The sequence below is a fragment of the Microbacterium sp. genome, from assembly GCF_036566905.1.
Classification (GTDB): domain Bacteria; phylum Actinomycetota; class Actinomycetes; order Actinomycetales; family Microbacteriaceae; genus Microbacterium.
Genome location: NZ_DATCVK010000234.1, coordinates 1 through 14,859, shown reverse-complemented (window position 1 = coordinate 14,859; position 14,859 = coordinate 1). Strand labels below are relative to the sequence as shown.

Below are 14,859 nucleotides of genomic sequence, written 5' to 3'. Positions count from 1 at the left end.
ACCGCCCGCGTACGCGGCCGCCCCGCCGGCCGCCTATGGCGCGCCCTCGGACGCGCCGGTGCCGGGCAAGACGCTCGGCATCGTCGCCCTCGTCGTCGTGTTCTTCGCGTCGCTGATCGGCCTGATCCTCGGATACGTCGCGCGCTCGCAGAGCAAGAAGGCGGGGGTGAAGAACACCCCCGCGAAGGTGGCGATCATCCTGGGCTGGATCTTCCTGGTTCTCAGCATCATCGCGACGATCATCATCGTCATCGTGCTCGTCAACGGCGCCGGCGCGGCGCTGCAGGAGCTGTGCGAAGGCATGGCTCCCGGAGAGTACGAGCTCAACACCGGCGGCACGATCACCTGCCCGTGACCCGCTGAATCAGCTGTAGACGATGCTCCCGCTCCGGATCGGAGCGGGGGCATCGTCGTGAGATCAGTCGAGGATGCGGCAGTGGGTCGTCAGAGCGCCGATGCCGTCGATCCCGACGGTGACGGTCGATCGGTCGCGCAGGAACACCTGCGGATCGCGCGAGTAGCCGGCACCTCCGGGGCTGCCGGTCGAGATGAGCGTTCCGGGCAGCAGCGTCGCCGACTTCGACAGGTGCGAGATCAGCGTCGCGACCGGCCGCACCATCTGGCCCGTCGTCGCATCCTGCAGGGTCGTGCCGTCCAGCACGGTCCAGATGTGGAGGTCCTGCGGATCGGGGATCTCGTCGGCCGTGACGACGAACGGGCCCGTGGGCGTGAAGCCGTCGAACGACTTGCAGCGCGACCACTGGGCCTCGGAGTACTGGATGTCGCGCGCCGTGATGTCGTTGACCACGGTGTAGCCCCACACATGGCCGAGGGCGTCCTCGGCGGAGACGTCCTTCGCCGGCGTGCCGATGATGACCCCGAGCTCCGCCTCGTAGTCGACGGACTCGCTCAGCGAACGCGGCCAGATCGTCGTGCCGTCGTGCCCGGCCAGCGAGTTCGGCCAGAGTACGAACACGGTCGGCGTGGAGTCCGTCTTCAATCCGAGTTCGCTGGAGTGCGCGGCGTAGTTCAGACCGATCGCAAGGATCACGGGCGGTGTCAGGAGCGCCGACGCGAATCGCATCGTGTCGAGCGGATGCCGCGTGCCCCCGCCCGCGGCATCCCGCACGCGTGCGAGCAGCGCGTCGCCGCCGGCGATGAGCTCCTCGAGCACGTGCGGAGCTCCGTCGAACAGTCCCTCCACGAGAATCGCCTCGTCGCCCTCGATGAGTGCAAGCCTCGGTTCGACCGACTGCGGCGGCACGACATGGGCGAAGCGCATTCCCCCAACCTAGCCGGACGCCCGCACGGACGGGCGACCCGCACGCGCGCGGCGATGGAGCGTTCTGCAGCCATAGGCTGAGCGCATGACGCACGACCCCGGTGCCGCCCGGCCGCGGCCCTCGCTCACCCCGCCCGAGTTCGCCTCCGCTCTCGCGCAGCCGCGCAACGCGACTCCCGCGACGATCGCGCCGCCTGCGACCTCGCCAGCGCCGGTGCAGATCCCCACCGCCGTGGCACCGCGCCGCGGGCGCACGGCATCGGTCTGGATGGTCGGCATCCTGGTCCTCGTCCTGATCGCCCTCGTCGGCTACTTCCTGAACGCACTGGGTCCGGGCGCTTCACTGATCGGGATGCTGCTGGCGCTGGTGCCGCTGGTCGGCGTGCTGTTCGCGGTCCGTATCGTCGACCGCTGGGAGCCCGAGCCGCGCTCGCTGCTGATCCTCGCAGTCGCGTGGGGCGCCATCGCCGCCGTCGGCATCGCGCTCGGCATCGACCTGCTGCTGTCAATGGCGTTCGGCCCCGCCACCGGCGCACGCGAGGTGCTGCAGACCGTGGTGCGGGCTCCGGTCGTCGAGGAGTTCGCGAAGGGGCTCGGTGTGTTCCTGATCTTCGCGACCGCGCGACGCGCCTTCGACGGTCCGGTCGACGGCATCGTGTACGGCGCGCTGATCGGCGCGGGCTTCGCGTTCACCGAGAACATCCAGTACTTCGCGGTGAGCTTCATCGAAGGCGGCGCCGCCGAGACGTCGGTGACGTTCTTCCTGCGCGGCATCCTGTCGCCGTTCGCGCACGTCATGTTCACCAGCGTCACCGGCTTCGCCCTCGGCCTCGCCGCACGGCGCGGTCTCTCGACCGGGCAGGCCGTCGGTCCCTGGCTGGTCGGCCTGGCCGGCGCCATCGCGCTGCACGCCTTCTGGAACGGCTCCGCCATGTTCGGCGACTTCTTCGTGCTCTACCTCACGCTGCAGGTGCCCCTCTTCATCGGCTTCCTCCTCGGCATCATCGCGCTGCGGCGCGAGGAATCCCGGCTCACCAGGCGCCGGCTCGGCGACTACGCGGCCGCCGGGTGGTTCACCCCGCAGGAGGTCGACATGCTCGCGACCTCGGCCGGACGCAAGGCGGCGCTCGCGTGGGCGCGAACGCTGCGCGGCGACCGCACCGCGCTCATGAGGACCTTCATCGCCGATGCCACCGCCCTCGCCGCCACGCGCCAGCGGGCGATCACCGGCCGCGATCCGCACGCGACCACGGAGGAACGCGACCTGCTGGCGAAGACGGCCGCGACGCGCGCGGCGATGTTCGCGCCGTAGGGTGGACGCTCGCGTGACCGGGGTCATATCAAGACTCAGCGCTCGGTGCCGCGGCGATGCCTGCGTGTCTACCGAGCGCTGAGTTGGTCTGCGACCAGGATGCCGGGGGCTCGCGCGAGTGTCAAGAGAACCGTCGTCGGTTCCCCTGACGGCGAACTGATCCGGCGCCGGAGATCACGGGATGGTTGGATGGTGTCATGACTGACGACCGCACCAAGCCCGAGATCGACGCACCCGCCGGACCGGCGCCTGCCGACCTGGTCGTCCGCGACATCGTCGTGGGCGAGGGCGCCGAGGCCAAGCCCGGCGACACCGTGACCGTCCACTACGTGGGCGTCGAGTACGAGACCGGCGAGGAGTTCGACTCGTCGTGGAACCGCGGCGAGAGCATCCAGTTCCCGCTGCGCGGCCTGATCCAGGGCTGGCAGGACGGCATCCCCGGCATGAAGGAAGGCGGACGCCGCGAGCTCGTCATCCCGCCGCACCTCGCGTACGGCCCCGCCGGAGGCCATTTCCTCGGGGGCAAGACGCTCATCTTCATCATCGACCTCATCAAGGTCGGCTGAGCCTGTCGAAGCCTGAGCGATCCGAAGCCTGAGCGCTTCGAAGGCTCACGCGAGCTCGACGTTCGGAGGGGCGGATGCTGCGGCATCCGCCCCTCCATCGTGTCCGGCGTCCCTTCCGGCTTGTCGCTGCAAGAGCGACAGGCATGAGAAATCTTTCATTCACCGGAATAGATATCCCTGCCGTGCGCGTTGACATCCATCGAGCCCGTCGCCGCACCTGCGGTGACCCACCCCACACGAAGGACGACCATGACCGACACCACCACGATCGACGTTCCCGGCTACAAGGCGGGCACCTGGGTGCTCGACCCCGCGCACAGCGAAGTCACCTTCAGCGTGCGCCACATGATGATCTCGAAGGTGCGCGGCACCTTCGGCATGAAGAGCGCGACGCTCGTCGCCCCCGAGAACCCCCTCGACGCGCAGGTCGAGGCGAGCGTCGACGTGACCTCGGTCGACACCAAGGACGAGGGGCGCGACAACCACCTCCGCTCCGGTGACTTCTTCGACGTCGAGAACCACCCGACCATGGAGTTCCGCTCGACGGGCGCCCGCATCGCCGACGGCGACTTCCTGGTCGACGGCGACCTCACCATCCGCGGCGTCACCAAGCCGGTGACCTTCGAGTTCGAGTTCGGCGGCTTCGGAACCGACCCGTGGGGCAACTACAAGGCCGGCGCCACCGCCAAGACCGTGGTGAACCGCGAGGACTTCGGGCTCACCTGGAACGCGGCGCTCGAGACCGGCGGCGTGCTCGTCGGCAAGGACGTCACCATCACGCTCGACCTGCAGGGCGCGCTGCAGCAGGACTGACCCGCAGCGTCGCAGAAGAGCGGATGCCTCGAGCCGAGGCATCCGCTCTTCTGCGTGTGCGCGGATCAGCCCGAGACCGGTGAGACGCCGGGGCGCGGGCGCCGGCTGAGGCGAGCGGATCGGCCGCGTCAGGAACGCGGTCGACGGCGCAGGCGGTCTTGAGCGAGCAGGATGCCGAGGAAGACGACGAGTGCGCCGAGGGGCTCGTTCCAGGAGATCGTCTCGCCCAGGACGACGATGCCCAGGATGACTCCGACCACCGGTGTGATGTAGGTGACGGTGGAGGCTCGCGTGGGACCCCAGGCGCGGACGGTGTTCTGGTTCCAGACGTACGCGATCCCGGTGCCGAGGCAGCCGAGCAGCACGAGGCTCACGACGATGGGCACGTCGAGGCGTACCGGCGTCAGGACGAGGAACGGCGTGAGCACGACCATCACCGCCCCCGCCATCGCGATGTAGCCGAACGTGAACGCCAGCGCCGACATCCCCGTGTTCGAGACGAAGCGCCGCATGTACGCGAAGCTGAAGCCGTAGCTCGCCGTCGCACCCAGGATCGCCAGCTCGGCCACGAGGCTGCCGTCCAATGCGACGCCCTGCCACGGCGCGATGATCACGATCACGCCCAGGATGCCGATGCCGATGCCGATGACCTGCACGGCCTTCAGCCGCTCGACGCGGAACACCAGCCACGCCATGATCGCGGTCATGATCGGCGTGGTCGCGTTGAAGATGCTCGCGACGCCCGAGCTCACATGCTGCTGCGCCCAGGAGAACAGCAGGAACGGGATGACGCAGAAGGTCAGCCCGAGCACCGTCAGGTGGCCCCAGACGCGGAGGCTGCGGGAGAGCTGCTCGCGACGCAGGAGGACGAGCGCGCCGAGTGTGAGGGCGCCCAGCAGGATGCGGGTCCAGGCGACCTGGGCCGGCGAGATGCCGGTGAGCGACACCTTCATGAACAGGAAGCTCGAGCCCCACACGATCCCGGCGAGCACGAACTGCACCGTGATCCAGCGCGCCGAGGGCAGTCGCTCTGCGCGTGTCACGGAAGTCGTGTCGGTCGTCGAAGCCACGTGGCCACCCTACGGTCGCCCCGCGACGTCGTGGCGTGCCGTCGGATGCGACGGCCGAAATCCGCCGGTCCGCGACGGTTCGGCTACGGTGCGGCGCCCGTCAGGGGACCGGGTTCTCGGCGTCGTACGCGCGGAAGCGCGGGCTGGCGCGCACCAGCATCGCCACGAGCGCGATGATGACGAAGCCGCCGAGCAGAGGCGGGAACCACAGCGCCGTCAGGGTCGCGAGCGTGCCCGCATAGAGAGCGCCCAGGCGCGGGCCGCCGGCGACCACGACGATGAAGATGCCCTGCAGCCGGCCGCGGATCGCGTCGGGCACGGCGGCCTGCACCATGGTGTTGCGGAAGATCGAGCTGATGTTGTCGGCGGCCCCCGACACGGCGAGCACGACGCACGCGAGTGCGATGAGAGCGACGTTCGGGGTGTCGGCATCGACCCCGACCGGTGCCAGCCAGCCGAGTGCCGCTGCGCCGAGGACCAGGCCCAGCGCGGCGATCGAAACGCCGTACACGAGGATCGCGCGTTCGATGCCGAGGCCCTGGTGGCGGATCGCCCCGACCCGGCCGGAGAACAGACTCGACGCGAACGCGCCGGCGGCGACGGACGCGGTGAGCAGGCCCGTGGTGATCGGGCCGCCGCCGAGCAGTACGGCGCCGATCGCGGGGAACAACGACAGCGGCTGCCCGAACGTCATGGCGATGATGTCGAGGATGAACTGCAGGCGGATGTTCGACGCGCGCCGGAGGAACCGCCAGCCGTCCCGCAGCGACTCGAGCCCGGGCCGGACGACCTCGCCTTCGGGGCGCAGAGCCGGCAGCGTCCAGAGGCCGAGGAACAGCGAGGTCATCAGGATCACGTCGAGCGTGTACGTCCAGGCGTAGCCGGTCAGCGCCACCAGCACGCCGGCGAGCGCGGGACCGGCCATCACCATGATCCCGACGGTGATGCCGCCGAGGGCCGAGGCGGCCGGCAGCAGCTCACGGGGGAGCAGGCGCGGCACGATCGCCTGGCGGGTGGCCAGCACGATCGAGTTGGCCGCGGAGTTCACGATGCTGAGGGCGTACAGCCACCACACCGTCTCCAGGTTCGCCCAGGTGAGCACGGCGAGGAGCGCGGTCGAGCCGAAGGTGACCGTGGCGGCGATCAGCGCCACCGCCCGACGGTCGAACGCGTCGGCGAGCATGCCGCCGTAGATGCCGGCGATGATCATGGGCACGAGTCCGGCGACGGCGATCATCGCGACGGCGAACGTCGACTCGGTGAGGTCATACATCTGCAGCATGATCGCGACGATCGTGAGCTGGCCGCCCAGGCCTGCGAGCGTCGATCCGAGCCACATCCGCGTGAACGCCGGACTGGTGCGGAAAGGCCGCAGGTCGATGAAGTGGCTGCGGTGCTGCTCGGCGGTCACTGGGCGACCTCGGCCGGCGCTCCACGGCGGCTCTGCGGCTCGGCGCGGAGAGGGTGGGGCACGGGTTCGAGCGTACCCGGGCGGCGGAGGGCGGCGGTTCGCCGCTGGAGCCGCCTGCTGGTAGACTCTTCAGGTTGCCGTTAGATCGGCCGCGGATAAAGAGAGCTCGCGCATCAGGCGTCGGGCGCCGCGCAACGACGAGAAAGGGGATCCCATCTATGCCACTCGAATCAGACGCCAAGAAGGCGATCATCGAAGAGTACGCGACGCACCCCGGTGACACCGGATCCCCCGAGGTGCAGGTCGCGATGCTGACGCAGCGCATCAAGGACCTTACAGAGCACCTGAAGGAGCACAAGCACGACCACCACTCGCGTCGTGGTCTGTTCCTGATGGTCGGTCAGCGCCGTCGTCTGCTCGGCTACCTCCAGGACATCGACATCAACCGCTACCGGTCGCTGATCGAGCGCCTCGGACTCCGTCGCTAAGGCATCGCGCACCAGCGTTCTATCGCGCGAAACATTCTTGGAAGGCCTCCCCACGGTGTGGGGAGGCCTTCACCTTTTCCACTGAGCGCTGAGGCCGCGGGGTTCGCCTCACGTCTCGCGCGGCGAGACTGCCGATCGCGACGGACGGGCCGACGCCTGCGACGCTTCGAAGCCGAGCGGCAGCTGCGACACCGGATCGAGGCCGGTGAGCGTCACCCATCCATCCGCCAGGAGTGCGGCGTCGCTGCCGGGCTCCGGGGTGTTCGGCAGGTCCTCGACGGCCAGGCGGATGTGGCCGGCGTCCCGCTCGCTCAGCGTCGTCTGCACGATGCCGAACGGGGCCAGGGCGGCCTCGACCGCCCCGCGGTTGTCCGGCGCATTCGGGACGTTGACGTTGACGACGGTTCCGCGTGGCTGCTCGAGCAGGAACGGCAGGACGCCGATCGCGGCGGCGGACGCGGCATCCCAGTGGAACTGCGTCGGATTCATGCCGACGTCCAGCGAGACCGCGGCAGCCCACGCTCCGTTGAGGCCCCCGGTCAAGGCGGCACCGACGGTTCCGGAGTGCAGGATGGCGCGGCCCACGTTCGCGCCGTGATTGACTCCCGACAGCACGAGCTCGGCCGGTTCGCCGAAGGCACCGTGCGCCGCGATCAGCGCGATGAGACCGGGGCCGCCGCGCACCGCGAAGGCCGCGATGCCGTCGAGCCCGGGAAGCGAGCGGCGCTCGATCGCGATGCGGCCGTCCTCCTCGGCGGCCACGATCGACGCGCTCGAGCCGCTGGACTGCCGGACCGGCGCCGCGATGGTCACCTCGAGACCGGCGTCTCGTGCTGCGCGGGCGAGGGAGTGGAGGCCCGGCGCGTCGATGCCGTCGTCATTGGTGATGAGCGTGCGGGTCATCGCGTGTCCCCCGATTCCGCCGTCTCGGAACGCCCGGCCTCCGGAGAGTCGCCCGACGGCGCCCCGCGCGGCGGCCGCTCCGCCGGCTCTGCGAGGGCCGCGAGCCCGTCCGGGCTGACGTGGCCCGTCACCGGCTGAGCCATCCCCGCCTCGGCCTCATCGACGAGCTGCCGCACCGTGACCGCAGACCGCAGCTCAGCGATCGCGTCCGGATCGCCGGTTCCCAGCCCGTGCCGCGTCACATTCAGCGCGGCGGCGGCCGCGCCGGTCACGATCGCATCGCGCACGGTCTCGCCGTGCACGATGCCGGCCGCCACGCCCGCGGTGAGCGAATCACCGGCGCCGCGCGTGTCGGCGACCTCCAGGCGGGGTGCGGTGATCTCGAGGAATCCGTCCGGATCGAGCAGGAGCATGGGTTCGGGCGAGCGCGAGACGATCACGGCGCCCGCCCCGTCCTTCCGCAGGCGCCGCATCGCGGCCATGATCCCCGCTGCGGAGTCGTCGTCGATACGCCCGTCGCTCGCCAGCTCCTCGTCGCTGACCTTGAGCACGTCGACGCCGCCCTCGACGGCGGCCTCGAGCCGGGCGCCGGAGAGATCGACGACGACCTTGGCGCCTCCGGCATGCAGGTCGGCGGCCAGCCGACGGTAGGTGTCGGCAGGAAGCGTCTCGTCGCCGGCCGGTCCGCTCAGGATCGCCAGGCCCGAGGCGAGCCCCTCGCGGAGGGTCACGCCGTAGAGCTCGTCGAGATCGTGCCGGGCGAGAGGGTCGCCCCCCGTCTCGGCGATGATGCGACGCTCGCCGCCCCGCCGATCGTGCACGTAGGCGGAGCCCTTTCCCGGCCGCTCGACGCCTGCGACGGTGAGGCCCTCGTCTTCCAGCAGATGCTGCAGCATCCGTCCGATCTCGCCCGTCAGGCTGCAGCACATCGTCACCGAGACACCGAGTCGCAGCAGCATGCGCGCCTGCCAGACGCCCTGGCCGCCGGCGTGGACATGGATGTCCGGCTCGTCGTCGTGCTCCTCGACGGTGACGGTGAGCGTCGGGGAGGGGGCGAAGATCGTCACGTCGCTCATACCGCCACGCTAGGCGCGCGTCCCGTGGTCGAGGACCCCCTTGCACGCCACGGGGAGACCTGCAAGAACGTCAGGCGGAGGAGCCCGATGCCACCGCTTCCCGGTCGCTCGGCTCCGCGGCGGCGGCACGCGCCGCCACGAGGTCCGCATGGTGGATCCCGGCGACGTCGGGGTGGGCGCGCAGGCGCGACTTCAGCGCGTTCTCGCCGTACAGCGCGTGGATCGGATTCGACGGGTCCTGGGTGACCCCGCGCGCCTGCGCGGCGAGCTCGTCGGGCAGCTCGATCAGCGGGAGGCGCTTGTCGAGCGCGGGGTTGAAGAAGAACGGGACCGAGATGCGATCATCGGGGTACTTCGGCGAGATGACCCGGTGCTTGGTCGCGATCAGGTAGCCCTGGGTGGCGTACTCGAGCAGCTCGCCGATGTTGACGACGAACGCACCCGGCACCGGGGGAGCGTCCACCCACTGTCCGTCACGCTCCACCTGGAGTCCGCCCTTTCCGGGCTCGACCCACAGCAGCGTGAGCACCCCGGAGTCCTTGTGGGCGCCGACGCCCTGCTGCGGCGTCGGGTCCTCTTTGCCGGGATAGCGGACGATCTTGATGAGGGTGGACGGCTCGCCGAAGTGCTCGTCGAAGTAGTTCTCGGCCGCCCCGAGCGACAGTGCCCAGGCGCGCAGCAGCTTGCGCGCGACACCCGACAGGTGATCGTGCCACTCCGTGACGACGTCCCGCAGTTCGGGCTGCGCCGCGGGCCAGAGGTTCGGCCCGATGAGACGTGCGAAGTCGGGGGCATCGGCGTTGGTCACGGCCTCGCGCTCGGGGCCGATGTCGATCTGCTCGCGCCAGTCGACCTTGCCCTGCGTGCGCTCGCCGCCGATGCGGGTGTAGCCGCGGAAGTGCGGGCTGTTGACGTTCTCGATCGCGAGCTTGTCGGCCTCGGGGAGGGTGAAGAACTCGCGGGCGGCGCGGTGCAGACGTGCTTCCAGCTCGGGCGAGACGCCGGTGCCGGTGAGGTAGAAGAACCCGACGTCGTGGGTCGCCGCGCGCAGGTCGTCGCGGAACTGCGCGGCCGCCTCGGCACCCGCGTCGAGCCGGGAGAGGTCCAGGATCGGCAGATTGAGCTCGGTCATGAGGCGAGGCTAGGCGGATGCCGCGGCATCCGCTCGGTTTGTTGCCTATCGTTTCTGCCGCCCCGTGTTCACTTGCGCTGAACGTACGCGACACGCCCGGCGTGGCGTACATCCAGCGCAAGTGAACATAGGGGGCGGGGATCGCAGGGGGCGTCAGGCGCGGGCGAAGAAGGTCCGGATGTCGGTGAGCACCAGTTCCGGCACCTCCAGCGCCGCATAGTGCCCGCCCGTCTCGAAGCGGCTCCAGTGCACGATGTTCGTGTTGTCGCGCTCGGCGAACACCCTGATCGTCTGGAAGTCGTCCTTGAACACCGCCACACCCGTCCGGGCGCCGCTCACGCGGGGCTCGGCATCCGCCAGCGCGTTGTCGCGGTAGGCACGGCTCATGCCGGCCGACGCGTTGGCGAACCACGCGACGCTCACCTCGGTGAGGATGGCGTCGAGGGGGACGAGGCTCGTGCCGTTGCCGAAGGAATTGAACAGCTCGGCGTAGGCCAGGTGCCCCACCGGGGAGTCCGACAGCGCCGCGGCGATGGTCTGCGGTCGGGCGGCGTTCATCGTGTTGTAGGCGCCTACGGACTGGAACCACTGCATGTGCTCGAGCCCGGCGTAGTCCTGGGGCTCCAGCTTCTCGAACTCGGCCGGGTCGCCCGACGGGAACGAGAACAGCTGCAGCACGTGCAGGCCCAGGAAGCCCTCGGGATCGAGCAGCCCCAGCTCACGCGCGACCATCGCCCCGTTGTCGCTGCCGTGGATGCCGTACGAGTCGTAGCCGAGGCGGCGCATCAGCGTGTCGTAGGCCGCGGCGACGCGCGCGGTGGTCCAGCCCGGTTGCGTGACCGGCTGGCTGAAGCCGAATCCGGGCGCGTCGGGCACGACGACGTCGAAGGCGTCCTCGGCGCGGCCGCCGTGCGCGACGGGGTCGACGAGCGGGCCGATCATGTCGAGGTAGTCGACGAACGAGCCCGGGTACGTGTGCGCGAGGATCAGCGGCGTGGCACCCTCGTGCGGCGAGCGCACGTGCACGAAGTGGATCGGCTGCCCGTCGATCTCGGTGATGAAGTGCGGGAACTCGTTCATGCGCGCCTCGGCAGCGCGCCAGTCGAAGTCGTCGCGCCAGCGTGCGACGGCATCCGCGAGGTACCGGTGGGGCGTGCCCGACTCCCAGTCGTCGGAGGGTGCCGGCTGGGGGAGCCGTGTGCGCGCCAGGCGGTCGTCGAGGTCATCGAGGTCGGCCTGCGGAACGTCGATGCGGAAGGGGCGGATACCGGTGGCGGCGGCGGTTGCGGTGTTCATGTCTTCGACGTTACGGTCGAAACAGGCAGGTTATCTTCCTGATATCTGGGCACTTCGACGAATCGAGCGAGATGGCCGATACATCTGCGCGGATGCTCGCACTCCTCGCGCTGCTGCAGAGCCGCCCGCGGTGGCCGGGGCCGGAGCTGGCCATGCGACTCGACGTCTCGGTGCGGACCATCCGCACCGACATCGAGCGCCTGCGCTCGCTCGGGTACCCCGTCGAGGCCGAACGCGGCCGCACCGGCTCGTATCGGCTCGCGGCGGGCGGCAAGCTTCCACCGCTGCTGCTGGACGATGAGGAGGCGGTCGCCGTGGCCATCGGGCTGCGCGTCGCCCGCGGCGTCGCCGGCGTCGACGAGGCGGGCGCCCGGGCGCTCGCGAAGCTGCTCCAGGTGCTGCCCGAGCGGCTGCGGCCCACCGTCGATGCGGTGGCCGCGACCATCGACAGCGGCCCTGAGAACGTCGGCACCGATGCGCCCGATCCCGAGGTCGATCCCCGCGTGCTGAGCGCGGTCGCGCAGGCGGTGCATGCGGGGGAGTGGCTGCGCTTCGACGACCGCGGAACCGCTCGCCGCGTCGAGCCGTACCGGCTGCTCAGCTGGCAGCGCCGCTGGTACCTCGTGGCGCGCGATCCCGACACCGAGGAGTGGGAGACGTTCCGGTTGGATTGGATCGAGCCCCGCATGCCGACGCGGCGCCGCTTCGACCCGGTCCCGGTGCCCGGGGGAGACTTCACCGCCTTCGCGCTGCGCTCGATCGCGGCCGGCGGGTGGAAGGTGCACGCGCGTCTGCGGATCGCCGCGCCTGCGGAGCGGGTGATCGCGCGCATCAACCCGACCGTGGGTGTCGTCGAGGCGGTGGGGCGGACGACGTCCGTGCTGGTGACGGGCGCCGACAGCCTCGAGACGATCGCCGCCTACATCGGCATGCTGGGCATGGACTTCACCGTAGACTCTCCCGCCGAGCTCGTGCCGCACCTGCAGCGCCTCGCGGAGCGGTACGCGCGCGCCGCCGTCTGATCGCGAAGGGGCCGTCACGGAATGGACAATGCGCCATGGTGTCCGGTACCGTCGAAGGTAAGGCTCACCTTACGTTGAACCGCCGCGCGCATGAGACCGCAGGAGTGCCGAGGCGTAACGGGGCGCCGCGTCATCCGCACCATCTTGGGAATCCCGTTGCTCGCCACCTTCCTCATCGGCCTGCGTGAAGGCCTCGAAGCCGCGCTCGTCGTCGGCATCCTCGTCGCCTACCTCTCCAAGCTCGGCCGGCGCGACGTGCTGCCGCGCCTGTGGGCGGGTGTCGGGCTCGCGATCGCGCTGGCCCTCGTCATCGGCGCCGTCCTGACGTTCGGCGCGTACTCGCTGACGTTCGAGGCGCAGGAGCTGCTCGGCGGCACGCTGTCGCTCCTCGCCGTGGCGATGGTCACGTGGATGATCTTCTGGATGCAGCGGACGGCCCGCACCCTCAAGCGCACGCTCGAAGGCGGTGTCGACCGCGCGCTCGCCACCGGCGGCCTCTGGGCGCTCGTCGCCATCGGATTCGTCTCGGTGGCCCGCGAAGGCGTCGAGACCACCCTGCTGCTGTGGTCGATGGTGCAGTCCTTCGGCGAGGCTCCCGCAGCACTCGCCGGCGCCCTGCTCGGTCTGGTGGCGGCTGTGATCCTCGGCTGGGCCCTCGCCCGCGGCATGCTGCGACTCGACCTCCGCATCTTCTTCGGGTGGACGGGCGCCTTCCTCGTGATCGTCGCGGCCGGCGTGCTGGCGTACGCGATCCACGACCTGCAGGAGGCCGGTGCGCTTCCCGGCCCGTTCACCGCCGTCGCACCCGTCGACCCCGCCACCGGCGACGTCGCCGTCGGCTGGGCGGCGTTCCCGTTCGGCTGGGCCTTCGATGTCACCGCCTCGATCCCGCCGGGCAGCGCGCTGGCCGCGATCCTGCAGGCCACCGTGGGCTTCATGCCCCGCATGTCGTGGCTGCAGGTCGTCGCCTGGGTGCTCTACGTCGGCATCGTGGGCGGCATCTGGCTCCGCGGCCAGCTGCGCTCGCGTCCGGCGGCGCGTACGGCACCCGCCGCGGAGGCGGCATCCGTCTCCCCGTCGTCCGCATCCCCGGTGACCGTTCCTCCCGGCTCGCCTTCCGTCCCATCCCCGCAAGGAGAAGCATGACCGCCCGTCGTCTCATCCCGGCACTCGCCGTCGCCGGTCTCGGCGCCCTCGTCCTGTCCGGTTGTGTCGCCAAGAGCGACGCCGCGTCTTCCGACGCGCTGACCGTGTCGTCGACGGCCTCCGGCTGCGAGGTCTCGGGGGACGCGGCGACCAGTGGCACGCTGACGTTCGACGTGAGCAACGACGGCGACGAGGTGACCGAGTTCTATCTGCTCGCCGACGACGGCCTGCGCATCGTGGGTGAGGTCGAGAACATCGCGCCCGGCGCATCGCGCACGCTCACCGTCGTGGCGCAGCCGGGCGACTACTTCACGCTCTGCAAGCCGGGCATGATCGGCGACGGCGTCGGCCGCGCCGCGTTCGCCGTGTCGGGCGACGCCGTCGAGCTGTCGGGCGAGGACGCGGAGCAGAAGCAGCAGGCGGTCGACCTCTACGCCGCCTTCGTCAAGGACCAGGTCGGGCAGCTCGCCCCCGCCGTGTCGGAGTTCGTCGCCGCGTACGAGTCGGGCGACGACGAGACCGCGCGTGCGCAGTTCCCCGTCGTACGTGCGTACTACGAGCGCATCGAGCCGGTCGCCGAGGCGCTCGGCGACCTCGACCCGCGCATCGACTACCGCGAGGTCGACGCGGTCGCCGAAGGGCTGGACTGGACCGGATTCCACCGGATCGAGAAGGACCTCTGGGTGCCGGCGGCCGACGCGCTGAACGCCGACGGCGAGACGCCCGCCTGGCAGGACTGGGCACCCTCGACCGAGGCGGAGCGCGCTGCCTTCGGCGATCAGCTCATCGCCGATGTCCAGGAGCTGTACGACTACGTGCATTCCGACGACTTCCAGGACTCGCTCGATGCGCAGGGCATCGCCGGGATCTCGAACGGTGCGATCGCGCTCCTCGATGAGGTCGCCACAGGCAAGATCCAGGGCGAAGAGGACTGGTGGTCGGGCACCGACCTCTCCGACTTCGCCGCCAACGTCGAGGGCTCGAAGATGGCGTTCTCCCTCGTGCGCGACTTCGCCGTGGCCCAGGGTGACGAGGGCGCGGCGCTCGCCGACGAGATCGACGCCGGCTACACCGACCTCGAGGCCGCACTCGCGCAGTACGGCTCGCTCGAGAGCGGATTCGTGGTCTACACCGAGCTCACCGACGACGACAAGCGCGAGCTGACCGACCTGATCAACGCGCTCGCCGAGCCGCTCGCCCAGCTCACGAACACGGTGCTGGCGTAACGTGACCGACCCGTCGATCGACTCTGCGGCCGCTCCCGCTCCGGCGGGGGCCCCGCCGGGCGGGGGTGCCGGTCTCTCGCGGCGCGGCGTCCTCGGTCTGGCGCTCGGGGCCGGTG

15 protein-coding genes are annotated in these 14,859 nt (G+C 70.4%); 8 read left to right on the top strand and 7 right to left on the bottom strand.

What is annotated here, in order from left to right:
- Positions 1–355: DUF4190 domain-containing protein (locus tag VIP82_RS21585; RefSeq protein ID WP_331912444.1), on the top strand; the 355-nt coding region annotated here is incomplete at its 5' end.
- A 63-nt stretch (positions 356–418) separates the two neighbouring features.
- Here VIP82_RS21585 and VIP82_RS21580 read toward each other — a convergent pair.
- Positions 419–1,282 (bottom strand): fumarylacetoacetate hydrolase family protein, encoded by an 864-nt coding sequence (locus VIP82_RS21580; RefSeq protein WP_331912442.1) that lies wholly within the window; start codon positions 1,280–1,282, stop codon positions 419–421.
- Positions 1,283–1,367: 85 nt separating this feature from the next.
- On the opposite strand from VIP82_RS21580, the gene VIP82_RS21575 reads away from it, so the two are divergent.
- The 3 genes from VIP82_RS21575 to VIP82_RS21565 all read left to right on the top strand — a co-directional run bounded on the left by VIP82_RS21575 (position 1,368) and on the right by VIP82_RS21565 (position 3,973).
- On the top strand, positions 1,368–2,594 hold the full coding sequence (locus tag VIP82_RS21575) for a PrsW family intramembrane metalloprotease (RefSeq protein ID WP_331912440.1): 1,227 nt from the start codon (positions 1,368–1,370) through the stop codon (positions 2,592–2,594).
- A 197-nt stretch (positions 2,595–2,791) separates the two neighbouring features.
- On the top strand, positions 2,792–3,160 hold the full coding sequence (locus VIP82_RS21570; RefSeq protein ID WP_331912438.1) for an FKBP-type peptidyl-prolyl cis-trans isomerase: 369 nt from the start codon (positions 2,792–2,794) through the stop codon (positions 3,158–3,160).
- Between the two features lie 249 nt (positions 3,161–3,409).
- Positions 3,410–3,973, top strand: coding sequence for a YceI family protein (locus tag VIP82_RS21565; RefSeq protein WP_331912436.1), 564 nt, complete (start codon positions 3,410–3,412; stop codon positions 3,971–3,973).
- A 128-nt stretch (positions 3,974–4,101) separates the two neighbouring features.
- Here VIP82_RS21565 and VIP82_RS21560 read toward each other — a convergent pair whose 3' ends face one another.
- Together VIP82_RS21560 and VIP82_RS21555 are read right to left on the bottom strand one after the other, a co-directional pair.
- The gene (locus VIP82_RS21560; RefSeq protein ID WP_414684714.1) at positions 4,102–5,043 is read right to left on the bottom strand and encodes a DMT family transporter; all 942 of its coding nucleotides are present in this window, start codon (positions 5,041–5,043) and stop codon (positions 4,102–4,104) included.
- 100 nt (positions 5,044–5,143) lie between these two features.
- Entirely contained in the window at positions 5,144–6,454 is a 1,311-nt protein-coding gene (locus VIP82_RS21555) for an MFS transporter (protein WP_331912434.1), read from the bottom strand.
- A 218-nt stretch (positions 6,455–6,672) separates the two neighbouring features.
- Here VIP82_RS21555 and rpsO point away from each other — a divergent pair, with 218 nt between their 5' ends.
- On the top strand, positions 6,673–6,942 hold the full coding sequence (rpsO, locus tag VIP82_RS21550; RefSeq protein ID WP_056121136.1) for a 30S ribosomal protein S15: 270 nt from the start codon (positions 6,673–6,675) through the stop codon (positions 6,940–6,942).
- 108 nt (positions 6,943–7,050) lie between these two features.
- Here rpsO and surE read toward each other — a convergent pair whose 3' ends face one another.
- The 4 genes from surE to VIP82_RS21530 form a co-directional block, all read right to left on the bottom strand.
- Positions 7,051–7,845 (bottom strand): 5'/3'-nucleotidase SurE, encoded by a 795-nt coding sequence (surE, locus tag VIP82_RS21545; protein WP_331912432.1) that lies wholly within the window; start codon positions 7,843–7,845, stop codon positions 7,051–7,053.
- A complete protein-coding gene (locus VIP82_RS21540) occupies positions 7,842–8,921 on the bottom strand; it encodes a 1-phosphofructokinase family hexose kinase (protein WP_331912430.1) in 1,080 nt (359 codons plus the stop codon). Before VIP82_RS21540 ends, surE begins: the two co-directional genes overlap by 4 nt.
- A 70-nt stretch (positions 8,922–8,991) precedes the next feature.
- Positions 8,992–10,053, bottom strand: a complete 1,062-nt coding sequence (locus VIP82_RS21535; protein ID WP_331912428.1) for an isopenicillin N synthase family dioxygenase — start codon at positions 10,051–10,053, stop codon at positions 8,992–8,994.
- A 153-nt stretch (positions 10,054–10,206) separates the two neighbouring features.
- Positions 10,207–11,349 carry an epoxide hydrolase family protein gene (locus VIP82_RS21530; protein ID WP_331912426.1) on the bottom strand — a complete coding sequence of 381 codons (1,143 nt, stop codon included), beginning with the start codon at positions 11,347–11,349 and terminating at the stop codon, positions 10,207–10,209.
- A gap of 71 nt (positions 11,350–11,420) precedes the next feature.
- Between VIP82_RS21530 and VIP82_RS21525 the strand changes: the two genes are divergently transcribed.
- From VIP82_RS21525 to efeO, 3 genes are all read left to right on the top strand, one after another.
- Positions 11,421–12,371, top strand: a complete 951-nt coding sequence (locus VIP82_RS21525; RefSeq protein WP_331912424.1) for a helix-turn-helix transcriptional regulator — start codon at positions 11,421–11,423, stop codon at positions 12,369–12,371.
- Between the two features lie 156 nt (positions 12,372–12,527).
- Complete coding sequence (efeU, locus tag VIP82_RS21520) at positions 12,528–13,517, top strand: iron uptake transporter permease EfeU (RefSeq protein WP_331912422.1); 990 nt, start codon at positions 12,528–12,530, stop codon at positions 13,515–13,517.
- Positions 13,514–14,743 (top strand): iron uptake system protein EfeO, encoded by a 1,230-nt coding sequence (gene efeO, locus VIP82_RS21515; protein ID WP_331912420.1) that lies wholly within the window; start codon positions 13,514–13,516, stop codon positions 14,741–14,743. Before efeU ends, efeO begins: the two co-directional genes overlap by 4 nt.
- The last annotated feature ends 116 nt before the right edge of the window (positions 14,744–14,859 follow it).

Excerpts from the sequence above, each read along its gene's own strand:
- VIP82_RS21580 (WP_331912442.1), bottom strand. The coding sequence starts at position 1,282 with ATGCGCTTCGCCCATGTCGTGCCGCCGCAGTCGGTCGAACCGAGGCTT.
- VIP82_RS21575 (WP_331912440.1), top strand. The coding sequence starts at position 1,368 with ATGACGCACGACCCCGGTGCCGCCCGGCCGCGGCCCTCGCTCACCCCG.
- VIP82_RS21570 (WP_331912438.1), top strand. The coding sequence starts at position 2,792 with ATGACTGACGACCGCACCAAGCCCGAGATCGACGCACCCGCCGGACCG.
- VIP82_RS21565 (WP_331912436.1), top strand. The coding sequence starts at position 3,410 with ATGACCGACACCACCACGATCGACGTTCCCGGCTACAAGGCGGGCACC.
- rpsO (WP_056121136.1), top strand. The coding sequence starts at position 6,673 with ATGCCACTCGAATCAGACGCCAAGAAGGCGATCATCGAAGAGTACGCG.
- surE (WP_331912432.1), bottom strand. The coding sequence starts at position 7,845 with ATGACCCGCACGCTCATCACCAATGACGACGGCATCGACGCGCCGGGC.
- VIP82_RS21540 (WP_331912430.1), bottom strand. The coding sequence starts at position 8,921 with ATGAGCGACGTGACGATCTTCGCCCCCTCCCCGACGCTCACCGTCACC.
- VIP82_RS21535 (WP_331912428.1), bottom strand. The coding sequence starts at position 10,053 with ATGACCGAGCTCAATCTGCCGATCCTGGACCTCTCCCGGCTCGACGCG.
- VIP82_RS21530 (WP_331912426.1), bottom strand. The coding sequence starts at position 11,349 with ATGAACACCGCAACCGCCGCCGCCACCGGTATCCGCCCCTTCCGCATC.
- VIP82_RS21525 (WP_331912424.1), top strand. The coding sequence starts at position 11,421 with ATGGCCGATACATCTGCGCGGATGCTCGCACTCCTCGCGCTGCTGCAG.
- efeO (WP_331912420.1), top strand. The coding sequence starts at position 13,514 with ATGACCGCCCGTCGTCTCATCCCGGCACTCGCCGTCGCCGGTCTCGGC.